Raw genomic sequence first — 16,574 nt, 5'->3', positions numbered from 1 at the left:
GACGTCGGCGCCGCGCGCGGCCGCGACGGCGCACAATGTTCGCACTGTGTTGGAGCGCGCACTGCCCGGTTTGCGGCAGTTCCGGAACTATCGGCGCGCGTGGCTGCGTTCGGACGTGGTCGCGGGCGTGACCGTCGCCGCCTATCTGATCCCCCAGGTGATGGCGTACGCGACGGTCGCCGGGCTGCCGCCGGTGGTCGGGCTGTGGGCCACGATCGGGCCGCTGGCGGTGTACGCGCTGCTGGCGACCTCGCGACAGCTCTCGGTCGGCCCCGAGTCGACCACCGCGCTGATGACGGCGGTCGCGCTGGCGCCGCTGGCCGCGGGCGACCCGTCCCGCTACGCGGCGCTGGCCGCGCTGCTGGCGCTGCTGGTCGGGGTGCTGTGCCTGGTCGCGGCGCTGGCGCGGCTCGGCGTACTGGCCGATTTGCTGTCCCGGCCGGTCCTCGTCGGGTATCTGGCCGGCACCGCCGGGTTGATGATCGCCGGTCAGCTGGAGTCCGTCACCGGCGTGCCGGTCGAGGGGGAGTCCGTCCTGGACCAGGTGCGATCGTTCGTGTCCAACCTCGCGCAGTGGCATCCGGCCACCGCGCTCCTGGCCGGTACCGTGCTGGCGGCCCTGCTGATCATGGCGCGGTGGGCGCCACGCGCGCCGGGCCCGCTCATCGCGGTGCTGGCCGCGGCGCTGGCCGTCGGGGTGTTCTCGTTGCAGCGCTTCGGCATCGATGTCGTCGGGGAGGTGCCCGCCGGTCTGCCGGTGCCGGGGCTGCCCGCCATCGCGTTCGACGATGTGGCGGCCCTGCTGCTGCCCGCGGTCGGCATCGCCGTCGTCGGCTTCTCCGACAACGCGCTGACCGCGCGGGCCTTCGCCGCCCGGCACGGCGAGCGGGTGCAGGCCAACGCAGAACTGGCGGGTCTCGGCGCGACGAATGTGGCCACCGCGTTCACCCACGGGTTCCCGGTGAGCTGTAGCGGCAGCCGCACCACCATCGCCGACCTGATGGGCGCGCGCACTCAGCTCTACGCCCTGGTCACCCTCGTGTCGGTGCTGGTCGTGCTGTTCGGCGCCACCGGGCTGCTGGCCCAATTCCCCTCGGCGGCGCTGGGCGCGCTGGTCGTCTACGCGGCGCTGCGGCTGATCGACGTGCGCGAGTTCCGCCGGATCGCCCGGTTCCGGCGCAGCGAGCTGTTCCTGGCGCTCGGCACCGTCGCCGCGGTGCTGGTGCTCGGCGTCCTCTACGGCGTGCTCGTCGCGATCGCGCTGTCGGTGTTCGACCTGCTGCGCCGGATCGCCCGCGGCCACGACGCCGTCCTCGGCTTCGTCCCCGGCCTCGACGGCATGCACGACGTGGACGACTACCCCGAGGCTGCACCCCTGGCCGGTCTGGTGGTGTACCGCTACGACGCGCCACTGTGCTTCGCCAACGCCGAGGACTTCCGCAAGCGCGCGCTGGCCGCGGTCGACTGGTGGGCCGAGCGCAGCGGTGAACCGGTGCGCTGGTTCGTGCTCAACGCCGAAGCCAATGTCGAGGTCGACCTCACCGCGCTCGACGCCGTGGATCAGGTCCGCGACGAATTGACCTCTCGCGGGGTGGTTTTCGCGATGGCGCGGGTCAAACAGGATCTGCGCGACGATCTGGACGCGTCCGGTCTCACCGAGCGCATCGGTCCCGACCTGCTGTTTCCCACCCTGCCCACCGCGATCGAGGCCTTCCGGGCCGACGCCTGACCGTTCACTTCTCGGTGAGCACCTCGGTCAGCGGCCGCCGCGGGGTGGGCGGATGCTGTTCGTCGCCGGGCGCGATGCCGATCCGGACGACGACCTGCGGGGCACCCGGCCGCCCGGCCAGGCCGGCCAGCAGGCGCCGGTTCGCGGGGAGTTCGGTGATGTGGGTCAGCGCGCAGGTCGACAGGCCCGACGCGGTGCACTCGAGCAGCACCGCCGAGAGCGCCTCGCCCGCCCGCAGCCAGTCCAGCGTCGCTTCCGCGCCGGTGGACAGCACGGCGAGGCGCGCGTGATCGTCGTCGAGCTCGCCGCGTCGCGCCGAGCGACCCGGCGCCGGGAACGCGCGCGCGACGCCCACCCTGGCCCGCTCGGATTCCGAGGCGAGCGCGGTCGGCGGGACGCCGTCGGATTTCTCGGAATGTCCCGCCCACCAGCGCAGTTCGGCCTGGTATTGCATGTCGTAGGTGCGCAGGGCGTCGGCCTGCTCGGACGCGGTGGTCAACCGGGGACGCGCGTCCTCCGGCAGCACATCCACGTCGAGATCGTGCGGCGCGACGAGTCCACCGACGGTGGACATCACCGAGGACAGGCCGATCGGGGCCGCCATCGGCAGCCGGTCGGTGTAGCGGCGGTCGATCGCCTCCGCGCGGCGCAGCTCGCCGATCGGCGGATCGGGCCACGGCGCGAACTCGATGCGGGCCAGCAGATCCGGGCGGTCGGGATCGGGCAGCCGGGTGACCTCGGTGTGCCAGTGGGCGGCGGCGAACGCGGTCCGCACATGGTGCAGCGCGGCGCCGCAGCTGATCACGGCCTGCCGTCCGGTCGGGTCGGCCTCGGTGAGCACGCGGGTGGGGTCGCGCCACAGCTCCAGCGCGGTTCCGTCGAAGACCCAGCGCCACGGCTGGGTGTTGTGCACCGACGGCGCCCGGCACCCGAGCCGGATCGCCGCGCGCACCGTGGGGTGGTCGGGGATCGGGGGAACCGTTTGCTCGGTCATGTCATCCAGCCTGGTCCGGGATCCGGACGGCCGAAACGGGCTTTGCGCACTTTCGCGGGGGACCGAAGTCACTCATCGGCTCAGGTGGGCGGGGTCGACAGGCTGCGGCTGGCGCGGCGCTCGACCAGGAGCGGGACGAAGTCGCGGACGTGCACGTCGGCGAACCGGTCGTAGGCCGTGTGGACGGTGTCGGAGATGAACTCGGGGGCGATGCTGGGATATCGCTGCGTGAGGCGGACGACGACTTCGTCGATCTGTTGAGCTTCATCGGTGGCCATGAGTCCATGGTCAGCTCGGGTCGATCGGGGGTCAATCGGATTACGCGGATCGTTTGCCAGATGTTGCCGGAGCGGTGATGGTGGACAGGAGAGATCCGTGCCGCATGTCATCTGAATCCGAGATCGCCGGGAGAGGTAGACCGATCATGAGCAGAATCCGACCGAGCACGGCCCTCGCGCTGGCCGCCGGGCTGAGCGCCTGCGTGCTCACCGCCGCGCCCGCCCTGGCCGCCGAGCACCCGACCGTGGTGCTGGTGCACGGCGCGTTCGCCGACACCACCAGCTGGGACGGTGTCGCCGCCGCCCTGCGCGCCGACGGCTATCGCGTGGTCGTGCCGGACAACCCGCTGCGCGGCCCGGCCAACGACGCGGCGGCCGTCGAACGCGCCATCGCCGGTATCGACGGGCCGATCGTGATGGTCGGCCACTCCTACGGCGGCGCGGTGATCACCAATGTCGACGATCCCGACGTGACCGCCCTGGTCTACATCGCGGCCTTCGCCCCGACGCAGGGCGAGCCGACCCAGCTCCTGCTCGACCCGATCCGCTTCCCCGGCAGCCAGCTGCTGCCCCCGGTCCTGCAACTCGCGCTGGTCGACGACCCGCAGGGCCTCGCGGGCAAGAGTCTCGACGGCTATGTCGATCCCGCGTCGTTCCACCGGGTGTTCGCCCAGGACGTCGACGACGCGACCGCCGCCGACATGATCGCCCACCAGCGCTCGATCGCCGTCGCCGCCAATCTCGAGCTGTCCGGGCCCGCCGCCTGGCGGAACCTGCCGAGCTGGTACTTGGTCTCGGGCGAGGACCGGGTCATCCCGCCCGCGTCCCAGCGCTTCATGGCGGGCCGGATCGGGGCGAGGACCAGCGAGATCCCCGCGTCGCACGCGTCCCTGGTCGCGCAGCCGCAGGTCGTCGCCGAGGTCGTCGAGCAGGCCGCCGCGGGCTGAACCACCGATTGCCCGCCCGGCGGGTCCGGGCGGGCGATCGGGCGAAAACGTCAGGCGGCCATGGCTCGTCGCCGGGGTTCGACGGCCGCGGCGACCAGATAGCTGCCGCCGCCCGCGAGGGCCAGCACCCAGTACGGGCTCGCGCCGTCGAGGAACAGGGCGGCCGTCGAGGTCAGGGCCAGCCAGGCGCCGAGCGCGTATTGCAGGACGTCACGGTAGGCGGCGCCGCCCGCGAGATAGAGCAGGCCGACGATCAGGCCCGATCCGGTCGGCCAGAGCAGCATCTTCAGATCATCTTGGGCCAGTGCCGAACTCAGCGCGGTGATCACGAGGAACAGCGCGCCGAATCCGACCAGCCAGGACACCGCGAGCAGATTGCCGACGACCGCGTCGGCGCCGGTGGCACCCCGCTGCGCCCGCATCGTCACGACGCTGGTGATCACCATCGCGATCAGCAGCCCCGCGATCAGCAGCGCGGTCGGCACGGCCGCGGGCAGGCGCAGCAGCGGATCGGCGCCGTGGGACAGGGCGTAGGCGCCGTGGCCGAGCAGCCAGGCCAGCCCGAAACTCAGGTAGGACGGCCGGTTGTCGAGCAGAACGCGCAGGGTGGACGGTCGGGCTTCGGTGGACGAAACAGGCTGGGACATCACAGATCTCCTGGGTGCGGGGTGGAACGGATCAGGCGACGACGACGACTTTGCCGACGACCGTGCTGGACTCGGCGAGTTCCATGGCACGGGCGGCCTCGGTGAGCGGGATGCGGGCGGCGACCTGGGCGCGCAGGTCGCCACGGACGGCGAGCGCGAAGACCTGTCCCAGGTCCGCGGCGATGCGGGCGCGGAAGCCCGCGCGGTTCCGCTTGCCCGCCCAGAGATTGAAGAAGTGCGCGTTGCGCTTGTTGGGCAGCGCGTTCCACAGCACCAGCCGGGCGAACAGCTTCAGCACCGGCAGCCGGGAATCGCCCTCGTCGTCCTTGGTGGCCGCGGTGCCGTAGGAGACCAGCGTGCCGTGCGGCGCGAGCAGCGCGAACGAGTCGGCGATCCCGGGTCCGCCGACATGGTCGAAGACGGCGTCCACCCCGCCGGGGGCGAGCGCCCGCACCTGCCGCGCGACCTCGCCGCGGTAGTCCACCCAGGTCGCGCCGAGGGCGCGCACCGCCTCGGCATGGCGGGCCGAGGCGGTCCCGATGACGTGGATTCCGTTGGCGCGGGCCAGTTGCACGAGGGTCGAGCCGACGCCGCCGTTGGCGCCGAGCACCAGGATCGTCTGTCCCGCGCGGACCTTCGCGGTCCGGAAGAGCATCTGCCAGGCGGTGATCCCGTTGACGACGAAGGTCTCGGCCTCGGCGGCGTCGAGCGCGGCCGGTACCGGCACCAGGTCGGCCGCGTCGAGCACGGCGTGGCTGGCCCAGCCGCCGATCTTGGTGAGCGCGGCGACCCGCGTGCCGACCAGGGCCGGGTCGACGTCGGCCCCGACCGCGGTGACGGTCCCGACCAGGTCGTAGCCCGGCACGAACGGGAACGGCGGCTGGTCGTAGTACTTGCCGCGCCGCATCTGCTGCTCGGCGAAGGAGACGCCGCTGGCCTCGACGCGGACGAGCGCCTGGCCGGCGGCGGGCGCGGGCAGTTCGCGCCGGGTGATCAGCAGGCCCGCTGGTTCGACGCGGCCGGGCAGGACGATTTCGGTGGCGGTGGTGGACATGGCGATACTCCTAGTGTGTGACTGGTCAATCACTCGATGGTCCGAAAAAATGCCCCGGGCGGGGCATTGCCGGTCAGTGGGGTTTCGGGTGGCGGATGCCCGCGGTGACGATCTGCGCCCAGGCGCTGTTGTCGCCGTCGAGGCCGAGGGTGGTGATCAGGTGGCAGAGCTGGCCGAAGGCGATGAAGCGCTGGACGAATTCGTCCGCGGCGCCCGAGCGCTGTTTGGCCAGCTCGGTCACCCTGGCCAGTCCGTCGCGCAGGGCCGCGCCGATCTCCGGCACGTCCGCGACGGATTGGGCGTGCACCTGCAGCATGAGCAGGCTCTTGTCGCCGATGAGCTCGGCGTAGGCGCCGCCCATGTCGTAGAGGATCTGTTCGGGACTCTCGCCGGTGGACCTGGCCGCACCGCTCGACATGGCCGCCACGATCCGGTCGAAGCACCGCTCGAGCGCCGCGACGAACAGGGCGACCTTGCCGGGGAACAGCTTGAACACGTACGCCGGCGAGATCTGAGCCGTCGCCGCCACCGTGCTGATCGGCGTGCCGTGATAGCCGGTTCTGGCGAACTCGACGATCGCGGCGTCGACCACGGCATCGCGCCGCACGTCCGACTTGGAGAGGGTGGCTCCGCTCTTGCTCATGTGAGTGACTGTACACTCACTCTTTCTGGAGCGTCAATCCGTACGGGTGAGGGGAACAGCCGGTACCCCCTATAAACCGGCTCTCCCGCGCCCGCCCACGGCGCAGCAGAGTAGAGATCGAGGCTCGCACCGATCGGTCGAGCACCGTCTCGAGCAGGGAGTTTTCATGGAATCCGTCAAGTTCCCCAGTGGGCCGATCGACATCGCGGGCAACCTGCACCTGCCCGCCGATTTCGACCCGGCCGGCAGCTACGCCGCGATCATCACGGTGCATCCGGGTGGCGGCGTGAAGGAACAGACCGCGGGGCTCTACGCGAGCAAGTTCGCCGAGCAGGGCTTCGTCGCGCTGGCCTACGACGCGTCGCACCAGGGCGAGAGCGGCGGCGAACCGCACTTCCTGGAGGACCCGGGCGCCCGCGTCGAGGACGTCCGCGCCGCGGTCGACTACCTGCAGTCGCTGGGCTACATCGACGCCGAGCGCGTCGGCGTGTTCGGTATCTGCGCCGGTGGCGGCTACTCCGTCGCCGCGACCAAGACCGACCACCGGATCAAGGCGCTGGCCACCGTCAGCGGCATCGACATCGGCTCGTCCTACCGCCGTGGCTGGCTGGGCACCGACCCCGATTCCGCCGCGGTGCCGACCCTGGACGCCGTCGCCGGGCAGCGCACCGCCGAGGCGCAGGGCGCCGAACCCGCCTACATCCCCTACGTGCCCGCCCAGCCGGACGAGAACACGCCGCGCGACCTGGTCGAGGCGAGCGACTACTACCTGACCCCGCGCGCGCAGCACCCCAACGCGCAGAACAAGAAGCTGTTCACCAAGAGCATCTCGAAGATCTTCGGCTTCGACGCGTTCCACCTGGTGGAGGACCTGCTCACGCAGCCGATCCTGATCATCGCGGGCAGCGAGGCAGGCTCGATGTGGGCCTCGGCGGGGCTGTACTCGCGGGTGCGCAGCCCCAAGCGCCTGGTGGTCGTCGACGGTGCCGCGCACATGGACTTCTACGACGTGCCGAAGTACGTCGAGCGGGCCGTCACCGAGGCGACGCCGTTCTTCCAGGAGAACCTGGCCGCGCGGAACTGAGCGCACACCGGAACAGCGCAGCGGCGGAATTCTCCGCCGCTGCGCTGTTTTCGCGTCGTCGAAGGGCTTACTCGTCGATCGCCGGAGACACCGGCGTGGTCGCGGCCGTCTGCTCGGTGGCCGCCCAGCTCGACAGCAGCCGCAGCGCCTCGTCGGCGGTGGAGCCGGGTACCGCGGTGAAACCCATCAGGGTCAGGCCCGCCGTGCCGCCGATCTCGAGCGCCTCGTAGCGCAGTGGAAGCGTGCCGACGACGGGATGCCGGAACGTCTTGCTGCCCCGGCGATGAACCCGCACGTCATGGGCGGCCCAGCGGGTGCGGAATTCGGCACTGCGGGTGGCCAGTTCGCCGATCAGCCCGGTCAGCGCGGTCGACTGCGGCGCCCGCGTCGTCTCCACCCGCAGCAGCGCGACCACCTCGTCGATGGCGCGCTCCCACTCCGGGAAGACCTCGCCCGCGCGCGGGTCCAGGAACAGGAACCGCGCGAGATTCGGTGTGCCGGTCTGCCGTTCGTACACCGGCCCGTACAGGACGCGGCCGAGTGTGTTGGCGCCGAGCAGATCGAGGCAGCCGTTCTGCACGACCGCCGGCGCGGTCATCGAATCCATCAGGGCCAGAATCCCCTCGGGTACCTGTTCGCGTTTCGGCGCCTGGCCGCGCCTGCGCCCCGGCCGGATGGTGGCGGCGCGGGCGAGATCGAACAGGTGCTCGGTCTCGGCCTCGTCGAGCCGCAGCGCACTCGCGATCGCGTGCAGCACGTCGTCGGAGACCCCGTCCACGCGCCCGCGCTCGATCCGGATGTAGTACTCCGCGCTCACCCCCGCCAGCAGCGCGACCTCCTCCCTGCGCAACCCGGCGACCCGGCGTCGCCCGCTGGTCGGCAGCCCGACCTGCCCCGGCACGATCTTGGCGCGGCGGGTCGTCAGGAACTCCTTGATGTCCTCGGCGAACTCCATCCCTCCAGGTTAAGGCGGTTGTCGTGCGGGATGGAGGGTCTGGCGGTACCCCCGTCCGGCGCGGATACCGGCCGCCGGGCCGCGGAGCGCATGATGGTGGGGAGCGGGTGACCGCCTCGGTGGGCCCGGCCGGACTTCTCAGGAGGACCGATGACCGACGGTTCCGAACCACCGGGTGACCGGAGCGAGGTGCTGCGGGTGGACGGTCCCGCCGGTCCGACGGCGGCGGCCACGCACCTGGTGGTGGGCTACGACCGGCACCGGGCCAGTGACGTGGCCCTCGGTGTCGCGATCGGGCTGGCCACCCGGCTCGACGCTCACCTGCACGTCGTCCACGTCATCGACGCCGACGATCTGCCCGACGACCCCGACGCGGCCGACTGGGAGCGGGCCGTCACCGAAACGGTCGAGCGGGAACGCGCCGCCGCGTGCGCCCGGCTCGCCGAACTACCGGGCAACTGGACCTACTACGCGCGCCGCGGCCACCCGGCGCACCTCCTGGACGCCCTCGCCGAGACGTACGACGCGTCGATGATCGTGATCGGCGCACCCCGGCACGGACTCCAGTCGCTCGTCGAACGCCTGCTCGGCGCGTCGGTCTCCGCCCACCTCGTCCACCACGCGCACCGCCCGGTGCTACTGGTCCCGGCAGGCCCCGGCGACTGACGGCTACCGCCGCACCGCTTGTGCCGTCCGTCCACTGTCGCCCGCGCGCATGTCGTCGCCGATCACGGCCCCGACCGTGCCCGGTTCAGCCGTCGCGCGAAGTCCGGCGCTGCTCTGCCCGGTGGGCGAGCGTTTCGACGACGCGCTGCCAGGCTGGGGACGCCTCGGCGATATGCGCGGTGACGAGGCGGTTCGCCGGGCGGCCGGTGTCGCTCTCGTGCGCGATCTCCCAGGCGTCCAGCTCGTCGATGAGCTGGTCGAGGCGTGGGTCGCGCGGGTCCCAGTCGACGGATCGGTCGCAGGCCAGCACCATCCGGGTCGTCGCCGGGTCGTCGAAGTCGGCGTTCTTCTCGCGCACGCGGTGGGGGAGGGCGCGCGGGTCGATGGCCTGCAACAGGATCCAGGCGTCGCGTTCGAGCCGGATCCGGCGCTCGCCGATGCCGAGCGCGCGCATCCGGTCCAGCAGGGCGACCACCTCGGCGGGCAGCACCAGGCGCTCGCCGCTGTCGAGCGCGGCAATCCGGCGGCGGTAGTCGGTGAGCTGGTCGATCCTGCGTTGGAGCTCGTCGTCGATGGCGGTGACGGCGGCGGCGAACTCGGCGGGCTCGGCGTGCAGCAGGGCGTCGATGCGCGACAGCGGCACCCCGGCGTCGGCGAGGGTGCGGATCCGGATGAGGTCCACCGCCGCCTGCGCGCCGTAGCGGCGATAGCCCGAGGCGTCGCGCTCCGGCTCGGGCAGCAGGCCGACGTGGTGGTAGTGGCGCACGGCGCGCACGGTCACCCCGGCCGTCGCCGCGAGCTGGCCGATCGTGAGCACCGGTCCCCTCGGGTCGTCGAACATCGTCGCCGCCGAGTCTAGGGGCGGGCCCGGTCGACGACGTCCCGGATCGCCCGGACCACGGCATCCGGCCGGTCGAAACAGAGCCGGTGGTGGAAGGTATCGGTGAGCACGCGCTGCTCGCCGTGCGAGACGGCGCCGACCAGGGCCGCGTCCATCCGCGTCTTGGCGGCGGCGAGGTCGCGCTGGGCCGGGTCGTCGGAGACCACGGTCAGCGCGACCACCGGCACGTCCGGAATCCCCGGCCCGCCGAGCAATTCGGTGGCGAGCGGTACGAGGACGCGGCGTTCGGCCATCCCGGTGCGCAGCCAGGTGTCGCTGCCCTTGGCGTCGAGCAGCGCGTCCCTGATCGCGGCCGGATAGCCGGTGAGCAGCTCGGCTCGCATGGCGCGCATGGCGGGCCGCAGCTCGGCGAGCTGGGCGAGGTCGGGCCCGAGCCGCTCGGTCGCGGCCAGCCGCGCCTCGCGCGGCACGTGGTCGTCCCAGTCGCGGTGCAGGGCGTCGAGCCAGACCAGGCCCGCGACCTCGCCCGGGTACAACTGCGCGAACCGATGCGCGTAGAACCCGCCGAGGGAGTGGGCCGCCAGCACATAGGGGCCGGGAATGTCGCAGGCCCGCAACAGTTCCCGCAGCTCGGTGGCGACCGCGGCCGCGGTGCGCGGTAGCGGCAGCGCGTCGCTGTACCCGGTGCCGCCACGGTCGTACACGACGGCGGTGGTGAACTGCGAAACCTGCTGCTGGACACCGAAATAGTCCAGGCCGACGGCGCTCGCGCCCGGCAGGAAGACGACCGCGGGCCCACCGGTACCGGACCGGAACACGAAGAGGCGTCGGCCGTCGATCTCCTGGAACCCGCCGATCGGCGGGGCGTGGTCGCTGATGTTCGTCATGCGACCACTCTGCGACCCTGACGCAGGGTCAAGGTCAAGCCCCGCCCGGGATCGCCGTGCCCGCCGCCCGCAGCCGGTCCGCCAGCACGTGACAGCGCGCCGCCAGCTCCGGGGGATCGAGCACCGCGAACTCGTGGCCCAGCAGCAATATCCGCACCAGCAGGATGTCGAGATCGGCGGCACCGCTGAGGATTTCGCACGACGTCCGGTCGCGCTCCCGGACCACGGCGGTCGAGCCGGGGAGCTGGGCGCGGACGGTGTCGGCGTCCGCGTGCACGAGGAAGCGCGCCTGCTTCGGGTAGACCCGGCTCGCCACGCCCTCCTGCACGTAGGTCGCCGCGTCGGGTGCTGGCCGCGGCCGGAACCGCCAGGTGCGCGCGGCGACCTCGGTCATCCGGTCGACGCGGAAGCTGCGCCAGTCGGCGCGGTCGAGATCGTAGGCGAACAGATACCAGCGACGGTCCGAGGCGACCAGGCGATAGGGCTCGACCCGCCTGCGTCGCGTCGCGCCGGCGGACGGATAGCCGAACCCCGCCTCGACCTCGTCCCGACAGGCCCTGGCCAGGGTGATCAGCGCGTCCGGGTCGACCGGCGTGTGCCCGGTGCCGAACGATTCCACCGAGCCGGTCAGCGCGCGCACCTCGTGCCGGAGCCGGGTCGGCAGCACCCGGTCGAGCTTGGTCAGCGCCCGCAGCGCGCCGTCGCCGGTGACCGCCCCGCCCGCGCCGACCAGCAGCGAGACCGCGGTGGCGATCGCCTCCTGATCGTCGAGCAGCAGCGGCGGCAGCTCCTGGCCGGGACCGAGCCGGTAGCCGCCGCCGACCCCATGACCGGCCTGCACCGGATAGCCGAGAGCGCGCAGCCGGTCGACATCGCGGCGGACCGTGCGGGTGGTGATCCCGAGCCGTTCGGCCAGCTCGGGACCGGTCCACACCTGCCGCTGTTGCAGCAGCCCGAGCAGAGTGAGGACCCGTTCGGTCTGGCCGCGTTCCGCGCTGTCGGTGTTCACGTTTCTCAGCGTGCCAGAGATAGCGGACCTGATCTGTCCGCTATTGGTGCGAGAGTGTCCGCAGGGACCCAGTCGACCTCGACTGGGACCATCCGCTGAACCGACGAAAGGAAGCAATCGCGATGAGCCGCCAATTCCAGGTCACCTTCGACGCCGCCGATCCGAAGGCGCTGTCGACCTTCTGGCGTGAGGTGCTCGGCTATGTGCATCCCGGCCCGCCCGGAGTCGAGCTGGCGGACGGCGTCGACCCGCTGGCCGCCTGGGACGAATTCCTCGCCCGGCTCGGTGTTCCGGCGGAGCAGCGCAACACCCGCTCGGCCATCGAAGACCCGGCGGGGGATGGCCCGCGCGTGTTCTTCCAGCAGGTGCCGGAGGGCAAGGTCGCCAAGAACCGCGTCCACCTCGACGTCCGCGCGGCACCCGGCCTCCAGGGCGAGGAGCGGATGACCGCCCTGGAAGCCGAATGCGCGCGACTGGTCGCCCTTGGCGCGACCCGGCTGCGCCGCTTCGAACCCGAGCCCCCGATGAGCTTCGGCTTCATCGTCATGGCCGACCCCGAAGGCAACGAATTCTGCCTCGACTGACCGGAACCGCCGGGCCGATCCGGCCCGGCGGGGTCAGCGGGTGATGATCGGAACGAGATAGGTGCGGGCGAAGGCGTCGAGTTCCTCGTCGGTCCGCAAGGGGAGCAGGCCGCTCGGCGCCAGGATCATCGAGTGCACCACCCGGCACAGCACCTCGGCGCGGGCGAGCAGGTCCGGTGTCTCGGGCAGGAGCCCGGCCGAGATCGCTTCCCGCAGCATGGATTCGGTGGTCAGGATCGACATGGTGAAGGTCGACGCGCTGTCGGTGGTGAGGTGCGGCATCACCCGGTCCGGTTCGAGGACCAGCAGCCGCTGCACGAGCGGGTGATCGCGCCACCGGCCGACGACCGTGACGAGGATGTCGGCGACGAGGTCGTCGAGGTCGTCGTGCTTGCCCGGCAGGCTCCGCAGGTCGGCCAGCACCCGCGCGACCTCCCGCGCGAACACCGCGGTGACCACGTCGTCGCGGGAGCCGACCCGGCGGTACACCGTCGCCCGGTCGACGCCGGCCTGGCGGGCGATGTCCTCGATCGTCGTCTTCTTGACGCCCACCTGCTCGAACTGGACCAGCGCCGCGTCGAGGATGCGCGCCGCCGCGGAATCGTCGGTTTCGGGGGTGTTCGTCGAGGTGGGGGACGCCGCGGTCATGGGAACCACGGTAGCAACTCGGCGCTCGATGCAACATATCCACACAATTTGTTGCTGCAACATTGCAATCATTTGTGTTGCATCGTACGGTTGAGGCATGGCTCACTCCGCTGACGCAACGAGGCGTCATCACCGCGAGGAAGCGCACGCGATCCACGCGCGAGACGTGCACTTCGACTTCGGTGATGTGCCGATGCACTACATCCCGGGCGAGGTCTTCGCGACCCATGTCATCAATGTCATGCACCTGGTACTGCCGGAAGGCGAACGGGCGATGGCGCAGGCGCTCGCCGAGGCCCTGCCCTACATCGACGACCAGCGGCTGCGCGAGGAGGTGCAGGGCTTCGTCGGCCAGGAGACGATGCACGCCAGCAGCCACGCCGGCGCGCGCGACCACCTCCAGGCCATCGGCCTCGACGTCGACTCGATGGTCAAGACCTTCGCCTGGTTCGTCGATCGCATCCTCGGCGACCACGGCCTGACCGGCCGGGCGAAGGAGGAATGGCTCAAGGAGCGGCTCGCGCTGTTCGCCGGGATGGAGCACTACACCGCCGTCATCGGCGAGTGGCTGCTGGAGAACGACAAGTTCGAAGACCTCGGCATGGACCCGACCATGCTCGATCTGATCCGCTGGCACGGCGCCGAGGAAGTCGAGCACCGCAGCGTGGTCTACGACGCCTACATGTACGTCGACGGCGGCTACGCGCGCAAGGCGCGCACCGCGGTGGCGGCGAGCACCGCTCTGCTCGCGACCTTCATCCTGTCCTCGGCCTACCTCTACGCCAAGGACCCGTCGCCGAAGAAGGGCCCGTTCTGGCCCGTGCAGCTGGTGCGGGCGACCACCCGAGGCATCATGCCGAACTTCGGTCTGTTCCTCACCGAGATCCCGCGCTACCTGCGGCCGGGCTTCCATCCGTCCCAGCTGGGGCCGATGGATCGCGCGCTGCGCTATCTCGCGCATTCGCCCGCGGCGCGGGCGGCCGAGCAGTGACGGCGATGACCGAGCGGCACACCCCGCCCGCCGCCCTGCGCGCGATCGGCGCCGTCGCCGACGGCTATCGGCAGCTGTTCGTCTCCGGGCGCGCGGCATCGCTCATCTCGCGACCGAACCCGGTGCGGCACACCGGCTTCGAGATTCCGGTGACCGTCGCCGGAATCGAGCCGGTGGCGGTCGACGTCACCTGTCTCACCCTGACCTCGCCGACCGGCGCGCCGCTGCCCCCGTGGCGGCCGGGCTCGCATCTCGACATCGTGCTGCCCTCCGGCAAGCAACGCCAGTACTCGCTGTGTGGTGACCCCGCGGATCGGCGCCGCTACCGGATCGCGGTGCGTCGCATCGCCGACGGCGAGGGCGGATCGATCGAGGTGCACGACCAGCTGGCGGTGGGCGACGCGCTGCGAATCCGCGGCCCGCGCAACGCGTTCGACTTCATCGACGCGCCGTCGTACCTGTTCGTCGCGGCCGGGATCGGGATCACACCGATCCTGCCGATGGTCCGGGCGGCGGCCCGCGCGGGTGCGCGCTGGCAGCTGATCTACCTGGGGCGCTCGCGGGCGACCATGCCGTTCCTCGACGAACTGGCCGTGATCGGCGGTCGCCGGATCGACATCCGGCCCGACGACGAGTTCGGCACCCCGGACGTCGGCGAACTGCTCGGCCGGGCCGCGCCCGGCGCGGCGATCTATGTCTGCGGCCCGCCGCCGGTCCTCGACGCCGCGCACCGCCACGCCTTCACCGTCAACCCGACGGGTTCGCTGCACACCGAGCGGTTCTCCGCGGCGCCGGTGGTCGACGGCCGGGAATTCGAGCTCACGCTGGCCCGATCGGGGACCACAGTCCGGGTCGGCGCGGACGAGACCGCCCTGTCCGCCATCACCCGGGTCCAGCCGGACGCCGTGTACTCGTGCAGGCAGGGCTTCTGCGGCACCTGCAAGGTCGCGGTCCTGGCCGGCGAGGTCGACCACCGCGACCGCAAACTCCTCGACGCCGAGCGCGGCGACCACATGCTGACCTGCGTGTCCCGCGCGGCAGGCGAATCCCTGGTCCTCGATCTCTGAGCAGGGCACGAACGAGAAAGGGTCGTCCATGGGGCGAACAACACTCTCTTCCGCGGAATCCGTGAATTCTGTTCCCGCGCGGGAGGACTCGACCTTCGACGTCGTCTCGCCGGCGACCGGTGAGGTCGTCGGCACGTATCCGCTGCACACCGCGGCCGACGTCGCGGCCACGGTCGCCGACGCGCGCCGGGCCGCGGACTGGTGGTCGCGGATCGGCTTCCGTGAGCGGGCCCGGCGACTGGATGCCTGGCGGTCCGAGATCACCCGGGGGCGAGCCGAACTCGCCGAGCTCATCCACACCGAGATGGGCAAGCCACGCTCGGACGCGCGGCTCGAGATCGCCATGGCGCTCGAACATCTCGCCTGGGCGGCGGGCAACGCGCGCCGGGTGCTCGGCCCGCGCGGTGTCCGCCCGGGGCTGCTCGCGTTGAATCAGGAATGTACGCTCGAGTACCGCCCGTTCGGGGTGGTCGGCGTGATCGGGCCGTGGAACTATCCGGTGTTCACGCCGCTGGGGTCGGTGTCGTTCGCCCTCGCCGCGGGCAACGCGGTGGTGTTCAAGCCGAGCGAGTACACCCCGGGTGTCGGGCAGTGGCTGGCCGAGCGGTTCGCGGCGGTGGTCCCGGAACAGCCGGTGTTCCAGGTGATCACGGGCCTCGGCGACACCGGCGCCGCCCTGTGCCGGGCGGGGGTCGGCAAGATCGGCTTCACCGGGTCGACCGCCACCGGCAAGCGGGTCATGGCCGCGTGCGCGGAGACACTCACGCCGGTGCTGATGGAGCTCGGCGGCAAGGACGCGCTCGTGGTCGATGCCGACGCCGACCTGGCCGCGGCCGCCGACGCCGCGGTGTGGGGCAGCATGTCGAACGCGGGCCAGACCTGCCTCGGGGTGGAGCGGGTGTACGTGCACACCGACGTCTACGACGATTTCCTCGCCGAACTCCTCGACCGCGCGACGGATCTGCGGGCGGGCACCGGCGCGGCGAAGATCGGCCCGATCACCATGCCCAAGCAGATCGAGATCATCCGTAACCACATCGAGGACGCGCTGGCGCGCGGCGCGCGGGCCCTGCTGGGGGGCGCCCACGCGATCGACGGTCAGTTCGTGCAGCCCACCATCCTGGTCGGTGTTCCCGAGGACGCGCTCGCCGTCACCGAGGAGACCTTCGGCCCGACCCTCACCGTCGCCCGGGTGCGGGACATGGACGAGGCGATCGAACGGGTCAACGCCGGGCCCTATGGGCTGGGCAGCACCGTCTTCTCCCGGCGCAACGGCAAGCGGATCGCCGACCGGATCCGCGCGGGCGGCACCTCCATCAACGCCTATGTCGCCCATGCCACCATCGCGCGCCTGCCGCTGGGCGGCGTCGGTGACTCCGGCTTCGGCCGCGTGCACGGCGAGGACGGACTCAAGGAGTTCACCTACGCCAAGGCGACCACCCGTCAGCGCTTCGCGATGCCGCCCGCGCTGACCACGTTCACCCGCAGCGAGACCACCGACGCCCTCGTCGATCGCCTGGTCACCGTGCTGCACGGAAGGAATCGGTAAT

At 71.6% G+C, this 16,574-nt stretch carries 18 protein-coding genes; 8 read left to right on the top strand and 10 right to left on the bottom strand.

Features of this window, described 5'->3' with window-relative positions; all coding sequences use genetic code 11:
• Nucleotides 1-46: 46 nt before the first annotated feature.
• Complete coding sequence (gene sulP / locus AB0H54_RS25345) at nucleotides 47-1,729, top strand: sulfate permease (RefSeq protein ID WP_357348387.1); 1,683 nt, start codon at nucleotides 47-49, stop codon at nucleotides 1,727-1,729.
• A 4-nt stretch (nucleotides 1,730-1,733) separates the two neighbouring features.
• Here sulP and AB0H54_RS25340 read toward each other — a convergent pair whose 3' ends face one another.
• A complete protein-coding gene (locus AB0H54_RS25340) occupies nucleotides 1,734-2,723 on the bottom strand; it encodes a hypothetical protein (RefSeq protein ID WP_357348385.1) in 990 nt (329 codons plus the stop codon).
• A gap of 80 nt (nucleotides 2,724-2,803) precedes the next feature.
• Nucleotides 2,804-3,001 carry a three-helix bundle dimerization domain-containing protein gene (locus tag AB0H54_RS25335; protein WP_355276684.1) on the bottom strand — a complete coding sequence of 66 codons (198 nt, stop codon included), beginning with the start codon at nucleotides 2,999-3,001 and terminating at the stop codon, nucleotides 2,804-2,806.
• A 146-nt stretch (nucleotides 3,002-3,147) separates the two neighbouring features.
• On the opposite strand from AB0H54_RS25335, the gene AB0H54_RS25330 reads away from it, so the two are divergent.
• Entirely contained in the window at nucleotides 3,148-3,948 is an 801-nt protein-coding gene (locus AB0H54_RS25330) for an alpha/beta hydrolase (RefSeq protein WP_357348383.1), read from the top strand.
• 50 nt (nucleotides 3,949-3,998) lie between these two features.
• On the opposite strand, the gene AB0H54_RS25325 is transcribed toward AB0H54_RS25330, so the two are convergent.
• From AB0H54_RS25325 to AB0H54_RS25315, 3 genes are all read right to left on the bottom strand, one after another.
• Nucleotides 3,999-4,595, bottom strand: a complete 597-nt coding sequence (locus AB0H54_RS25325; protein WP_357348382.1) for an ABC transporter permease — start codon at nucleotides 4,593-4,595, stop codon at nucleotides 3,999-4,001.
• A 31-nt stretch (nucleotides 4,596-4,626) separates the two neighbouring features.
• Nucleotides 4,627-5,649, bottom strand: coding sequence for a medium chain dehydrogenase/reductase family protein (locus AB0H54_RS25320; RefSeq protein WP_357348380.1), 1,023 nt, complete (start codon nucleotides 5,647-5,649; stop codon nucleotides 4,627-4,629).
• A 73-nt stretch (nucleotides 5,650-5,722) separates the two neighbouring features.
• Entirely contained in the window at nucleotides 5,723-6,292 is a 570-nt protein-coding gene (locus AB0H54_RS25315) for a TetR/AcrR family transcriptional regulator (protein ID WP_357348378.1), read from the bottom strand.
• A 166-nt stretch (nucleotides 6,293-6,458) separates the two neighbouring features.
• On the opposite strand from AB0H54_RS25315, the gene AB0H54_RS25310 reads away from it, so the two are divergent.
• On the top strand, nucleotides 6,459-7,376 hold the full coding sequence (locus AB0H54_RS25310) for an alpha/beta hydrolase (protein ID WP_357348376.1): 918 nt from the start codon (nucleotides 6,459-6,461) through the stop codon (nucleotides 7,374-7,376).
• 67 nt (nucleotides 7,377-7,443) lie between these two features.
• Here the strand turns inward: AB0H54_RS25310 and AB0H54_RS25305 are convergent, their stop codons facing one another.
• Nucleotides 7,444-8,331, bottom strand: a complete 888-nt coding sequence (locus AB0H54_RS25305) for a helix-turn-helix transcriptional regulator (protein ID WP_357348375.1) — start codon at nucleotides 8,329-8,331, stop codon at nucleotides 7,444-7,446.
• Between the two features lie 150 nt (nucleotides 8,332-8,481).
• On the opposite strand from AB0H54_RS25305, the gene AB0H54_RS25300 reads away from it, so the two are divergent.
• A complete protein-coding gene (locus AB0H54_RS25300) occupies nucleotides 8,482-8,997 on the top strand; it encodes a universal stress protein (protein WP_357348373.1) in 516 nt (171 codons plus the stop codon).
• Between the two features lie 85 nt (nucleotides 8,998-9,082).
• Here AB0H54_RS25300 and AB0H54_RS25295 read toward each other — a convergent pair whose 3' ends face one another.
• From AB0H54_RS25295 to AB0H54_RS25285, 3 genes are read right to left on the bottom strand one after another with little or no spacing between them, the layout of a single operon-like run.
• Entirely contained in the window at nucleotides 9,083-9,838 is a 756-nt protein-coding gene (locus tag AB0H54_RS25295; RefSeq protein ID WP_357348371.1) for a MerR family transcriptional regulator, read from the bottom strand.
• 14 nt (nucleotides 9,839-9,852) lie between these two features.
• Nucleotides 9,853-10,725 carry an alpha/beta hydrolase gene (locus AB0H54_RS25290; RefSeq protein ID WP_357348369.1) on the bottom strand — a complete coding sequence of 291 codons (873 nt, stop codon included), beginning with the start codon at nucleotides 10,723-10,725 and terminating at the stop codon, nucleotides 9,853-9,855.
• A 34-nt stretch (nucleotides 10,726-10,759) separates the two neighbouring features.
• On the bottom strand, nucleotides 10,760-11,734 hold the full coding sequence (locus AB0H54_RS25285; protein WP_357348367.1) for a YafY family protein: 975 nt from the start codon (nucleotides 11,732-11,734) through the stop codon (nucleotides 10,760-10,762).
• 122 nt (nucleotides 11,735-11,856) lie between these two features.
• Between AB0H54_RS25285 and AB0H54_RS25280 the strand changes: the two genes are divergently transcribed.
• Nucleotides 11,857-12,318: a VOC family protein gene (locus AB0H54_RS25280; RefSeq protein WP_357348365.1), complete on the top strand. Its 462-nt coding sequence runs from the start codon at nucleotides 11,857-11,859 to the stop codon at nucleotides 12,316-12,318.
• A 33-nt stretch (nucleotides 12,319-12,351) separates the two neighbouring features.
• Here the strand turns inward: AB0H54_RS25280 and AB0H54_RS25275 are convergent, their stop codons facing one another.
• Complete coding sequence (locus AB0H54_RS25275; protein WP_357348363.1) at nucleotides 12,352-12,966, bottom strand: TetR/AcrR family transcriptional regulator; 615 nt, start codon at nucleotides 12,964-12,966, stop codon at nucleotides 12,352-12,354.
• Nucleotides 12,967-13,063: 97 nt separating this feature from the next.
• Here AB0H54_RS25275 and AB0H54_RS25270 point away from each other — a divergent pair, with 97 nt between their 5' ends.
• From AB0H54_RS25270 to AB0H54_RS25260, 3 genes are all read left to right on the top strand, one after another.
• Nucleotides 13,064-13,957, top strand: a complete 894-nt coding sequence (locus AB0H54_RS25270) for a metal-dependent hydrolase (RefSeq protein WP_357348361.1) — start codon at nucleotides 13,064-13,066, stop codon at nucleotides 13,955-13,957.
• 5 nt (nucleotides 13,958-13,962) lie between these two features.
• Nucleotides 13,963-15,024 (top strand): PDR/VanB family oxidoreductase, encoded by a 1,062-nt coding sequence (locus tag AB0H54_RS25265; protein WP_357348359.1) that lies wholly within the window; start codon nucleotides 13,963-13,965, stop codon nucleotides 15,022-15,024.
• Nucleotides 15,025-15,085: 61 nt separating this feature from the next.
• Nucleotides 15,086-16,573 (top strand): aldehyde dehydrogenase family protein, encoded by a 1,488-nt coding sequence (locus AB0H54_RS25260; RefSeq protein WP_357348358.1) that lies wholly within the window; start codon nucleotides 15,086-15,088, stop codon nucleotides 16,571-16,573.
• Nucleotide 16,574 lies beyond the last annotated feature (1 nt).

Source organism: Nocardia sp. NPDC050718 (assembly GCF_040654235.1).
In the GTDB taxonomy this organism is placed as follows: domain Bacteria; phylum Actinomycetota; class Actinomycetes; order Mycobacteriales; family Mycobacteriaceae; genus Nocardia.
This window is presented reverse-complemented; position numbering and strand designations above follow the sequence as displayed.

Excerpts from the sequence above, each read along its gene's own strand:
- AB0H54_RS25315 (WP_357348378.1), bottom strand. The coding sequence starts at position 6,292 with ATGAGCAAGAGCGGAGCCACCCTCTCCAAGTCGGACGTGCGGCGCGAT.
- AB0H54_RS25270 (WP_357348361.1), top strand. The coding sequence starts at position 13,064 with ATGGCTCACTCCGCTGACGCAACGAGGCGTCATCACCGCGAGGAAGCG.
- AB0H54_RS25295 (WP_357348371.1), bottom strand. The coding sequence starts at position 9,838 with ATGTTCGACGACCCGAGGGGACCGGTGCTCACGATCGGCCAGCTCGCG.
- AB0H54_RS25290 (WP_357348369.1), bottom strand. The coding sequence starts at position 10,725 with ATGACGAACATCAGCGACCACGCCCCGCCGATCGGCGGGTTCCAGGAG.
- AB0H54_RS25340 (WP_357348385.1), bottom strand. The coding sequence starts at position 2,723 with ATGACCGAGCAAACGGTTCCCCCGATCCCCGACCACCCCACGGTGCGC.
- AB0H54_RS25305 (WP_357348375.1), bottom strand. The coding sequence starts at position 8,331 with ATGGAGTTCGCCGAGGACATCAAGGAGTTCCTGACGACCCGCCGCGCC.
- AB0H54_RS25325 (WP_357348382.1), bottom strand. The coding sequence starts at position 4,595 with ATGTCCCAGCCTGTTTCGTCCACCGAAGCCCGACCGTCCACCCTGCGC.
- AB0H54_RS25310 (WP_357348376.1), top strand. The coding sequence starts at position 6,459 with ATGGAATCCGTCAAGTTCCCCAGTGGGCCGATCGACATCGCGGGCAAC.
- AB0H54_RS25265 (WP_357348359.1), top strand. The coding sequence starts at position 13,963 with ATGACCGAGCGGCACACCCCGCCCGCCGCCCTGCGCGCGATCGGCGCC.
- AB0H54_RS25280 (WP_357348365.1), top strand. The coding sequence starts at position 11,857 with ATGAGCCGCCAATTCCAGGTCACCTTCGACGCCGCCGATCCGAAGGCG.
- AB0H54_RS25335 (WP_355276684.1), bottom strand. The coding sequence starts at position 3,001 with ATGGCCACCGATGAAGCTCAACAGATCGACGAAGTCGTCGTCCGCCTC.
- AB0H54_RS25275 (WP_357348363.1), bottom strand. The coding sequence starts at position 12,966 with ATGACCGCGGCGTCCCCCACCTCGACGAACACCCCCGAAACCGACGAT.
- AB0H54_RS25300 (WP_357348373.1), top strand. The coding sequence starts at position 8,482 with ATGACCGACGGTTCCGAACCACCGGGTGACCGGAGCGAGGTGCTGCGG.
- AB0H54_RS25320 (WP_357348380.1), bottom strand. The coding sequence starts at position 5,649 with ATGTCCACCACCGCCACCGAAATCGTCCTGCCCGGCCGCGTCGAACCA.
- AB0H54_RS25330 (WP_357348383.1), top strand. The coding sequence starts at position 3,148 with ATGAGCAGAATCCGACCGAGCACGGCCCTCGCGCTGGCCGCCGGGCTG.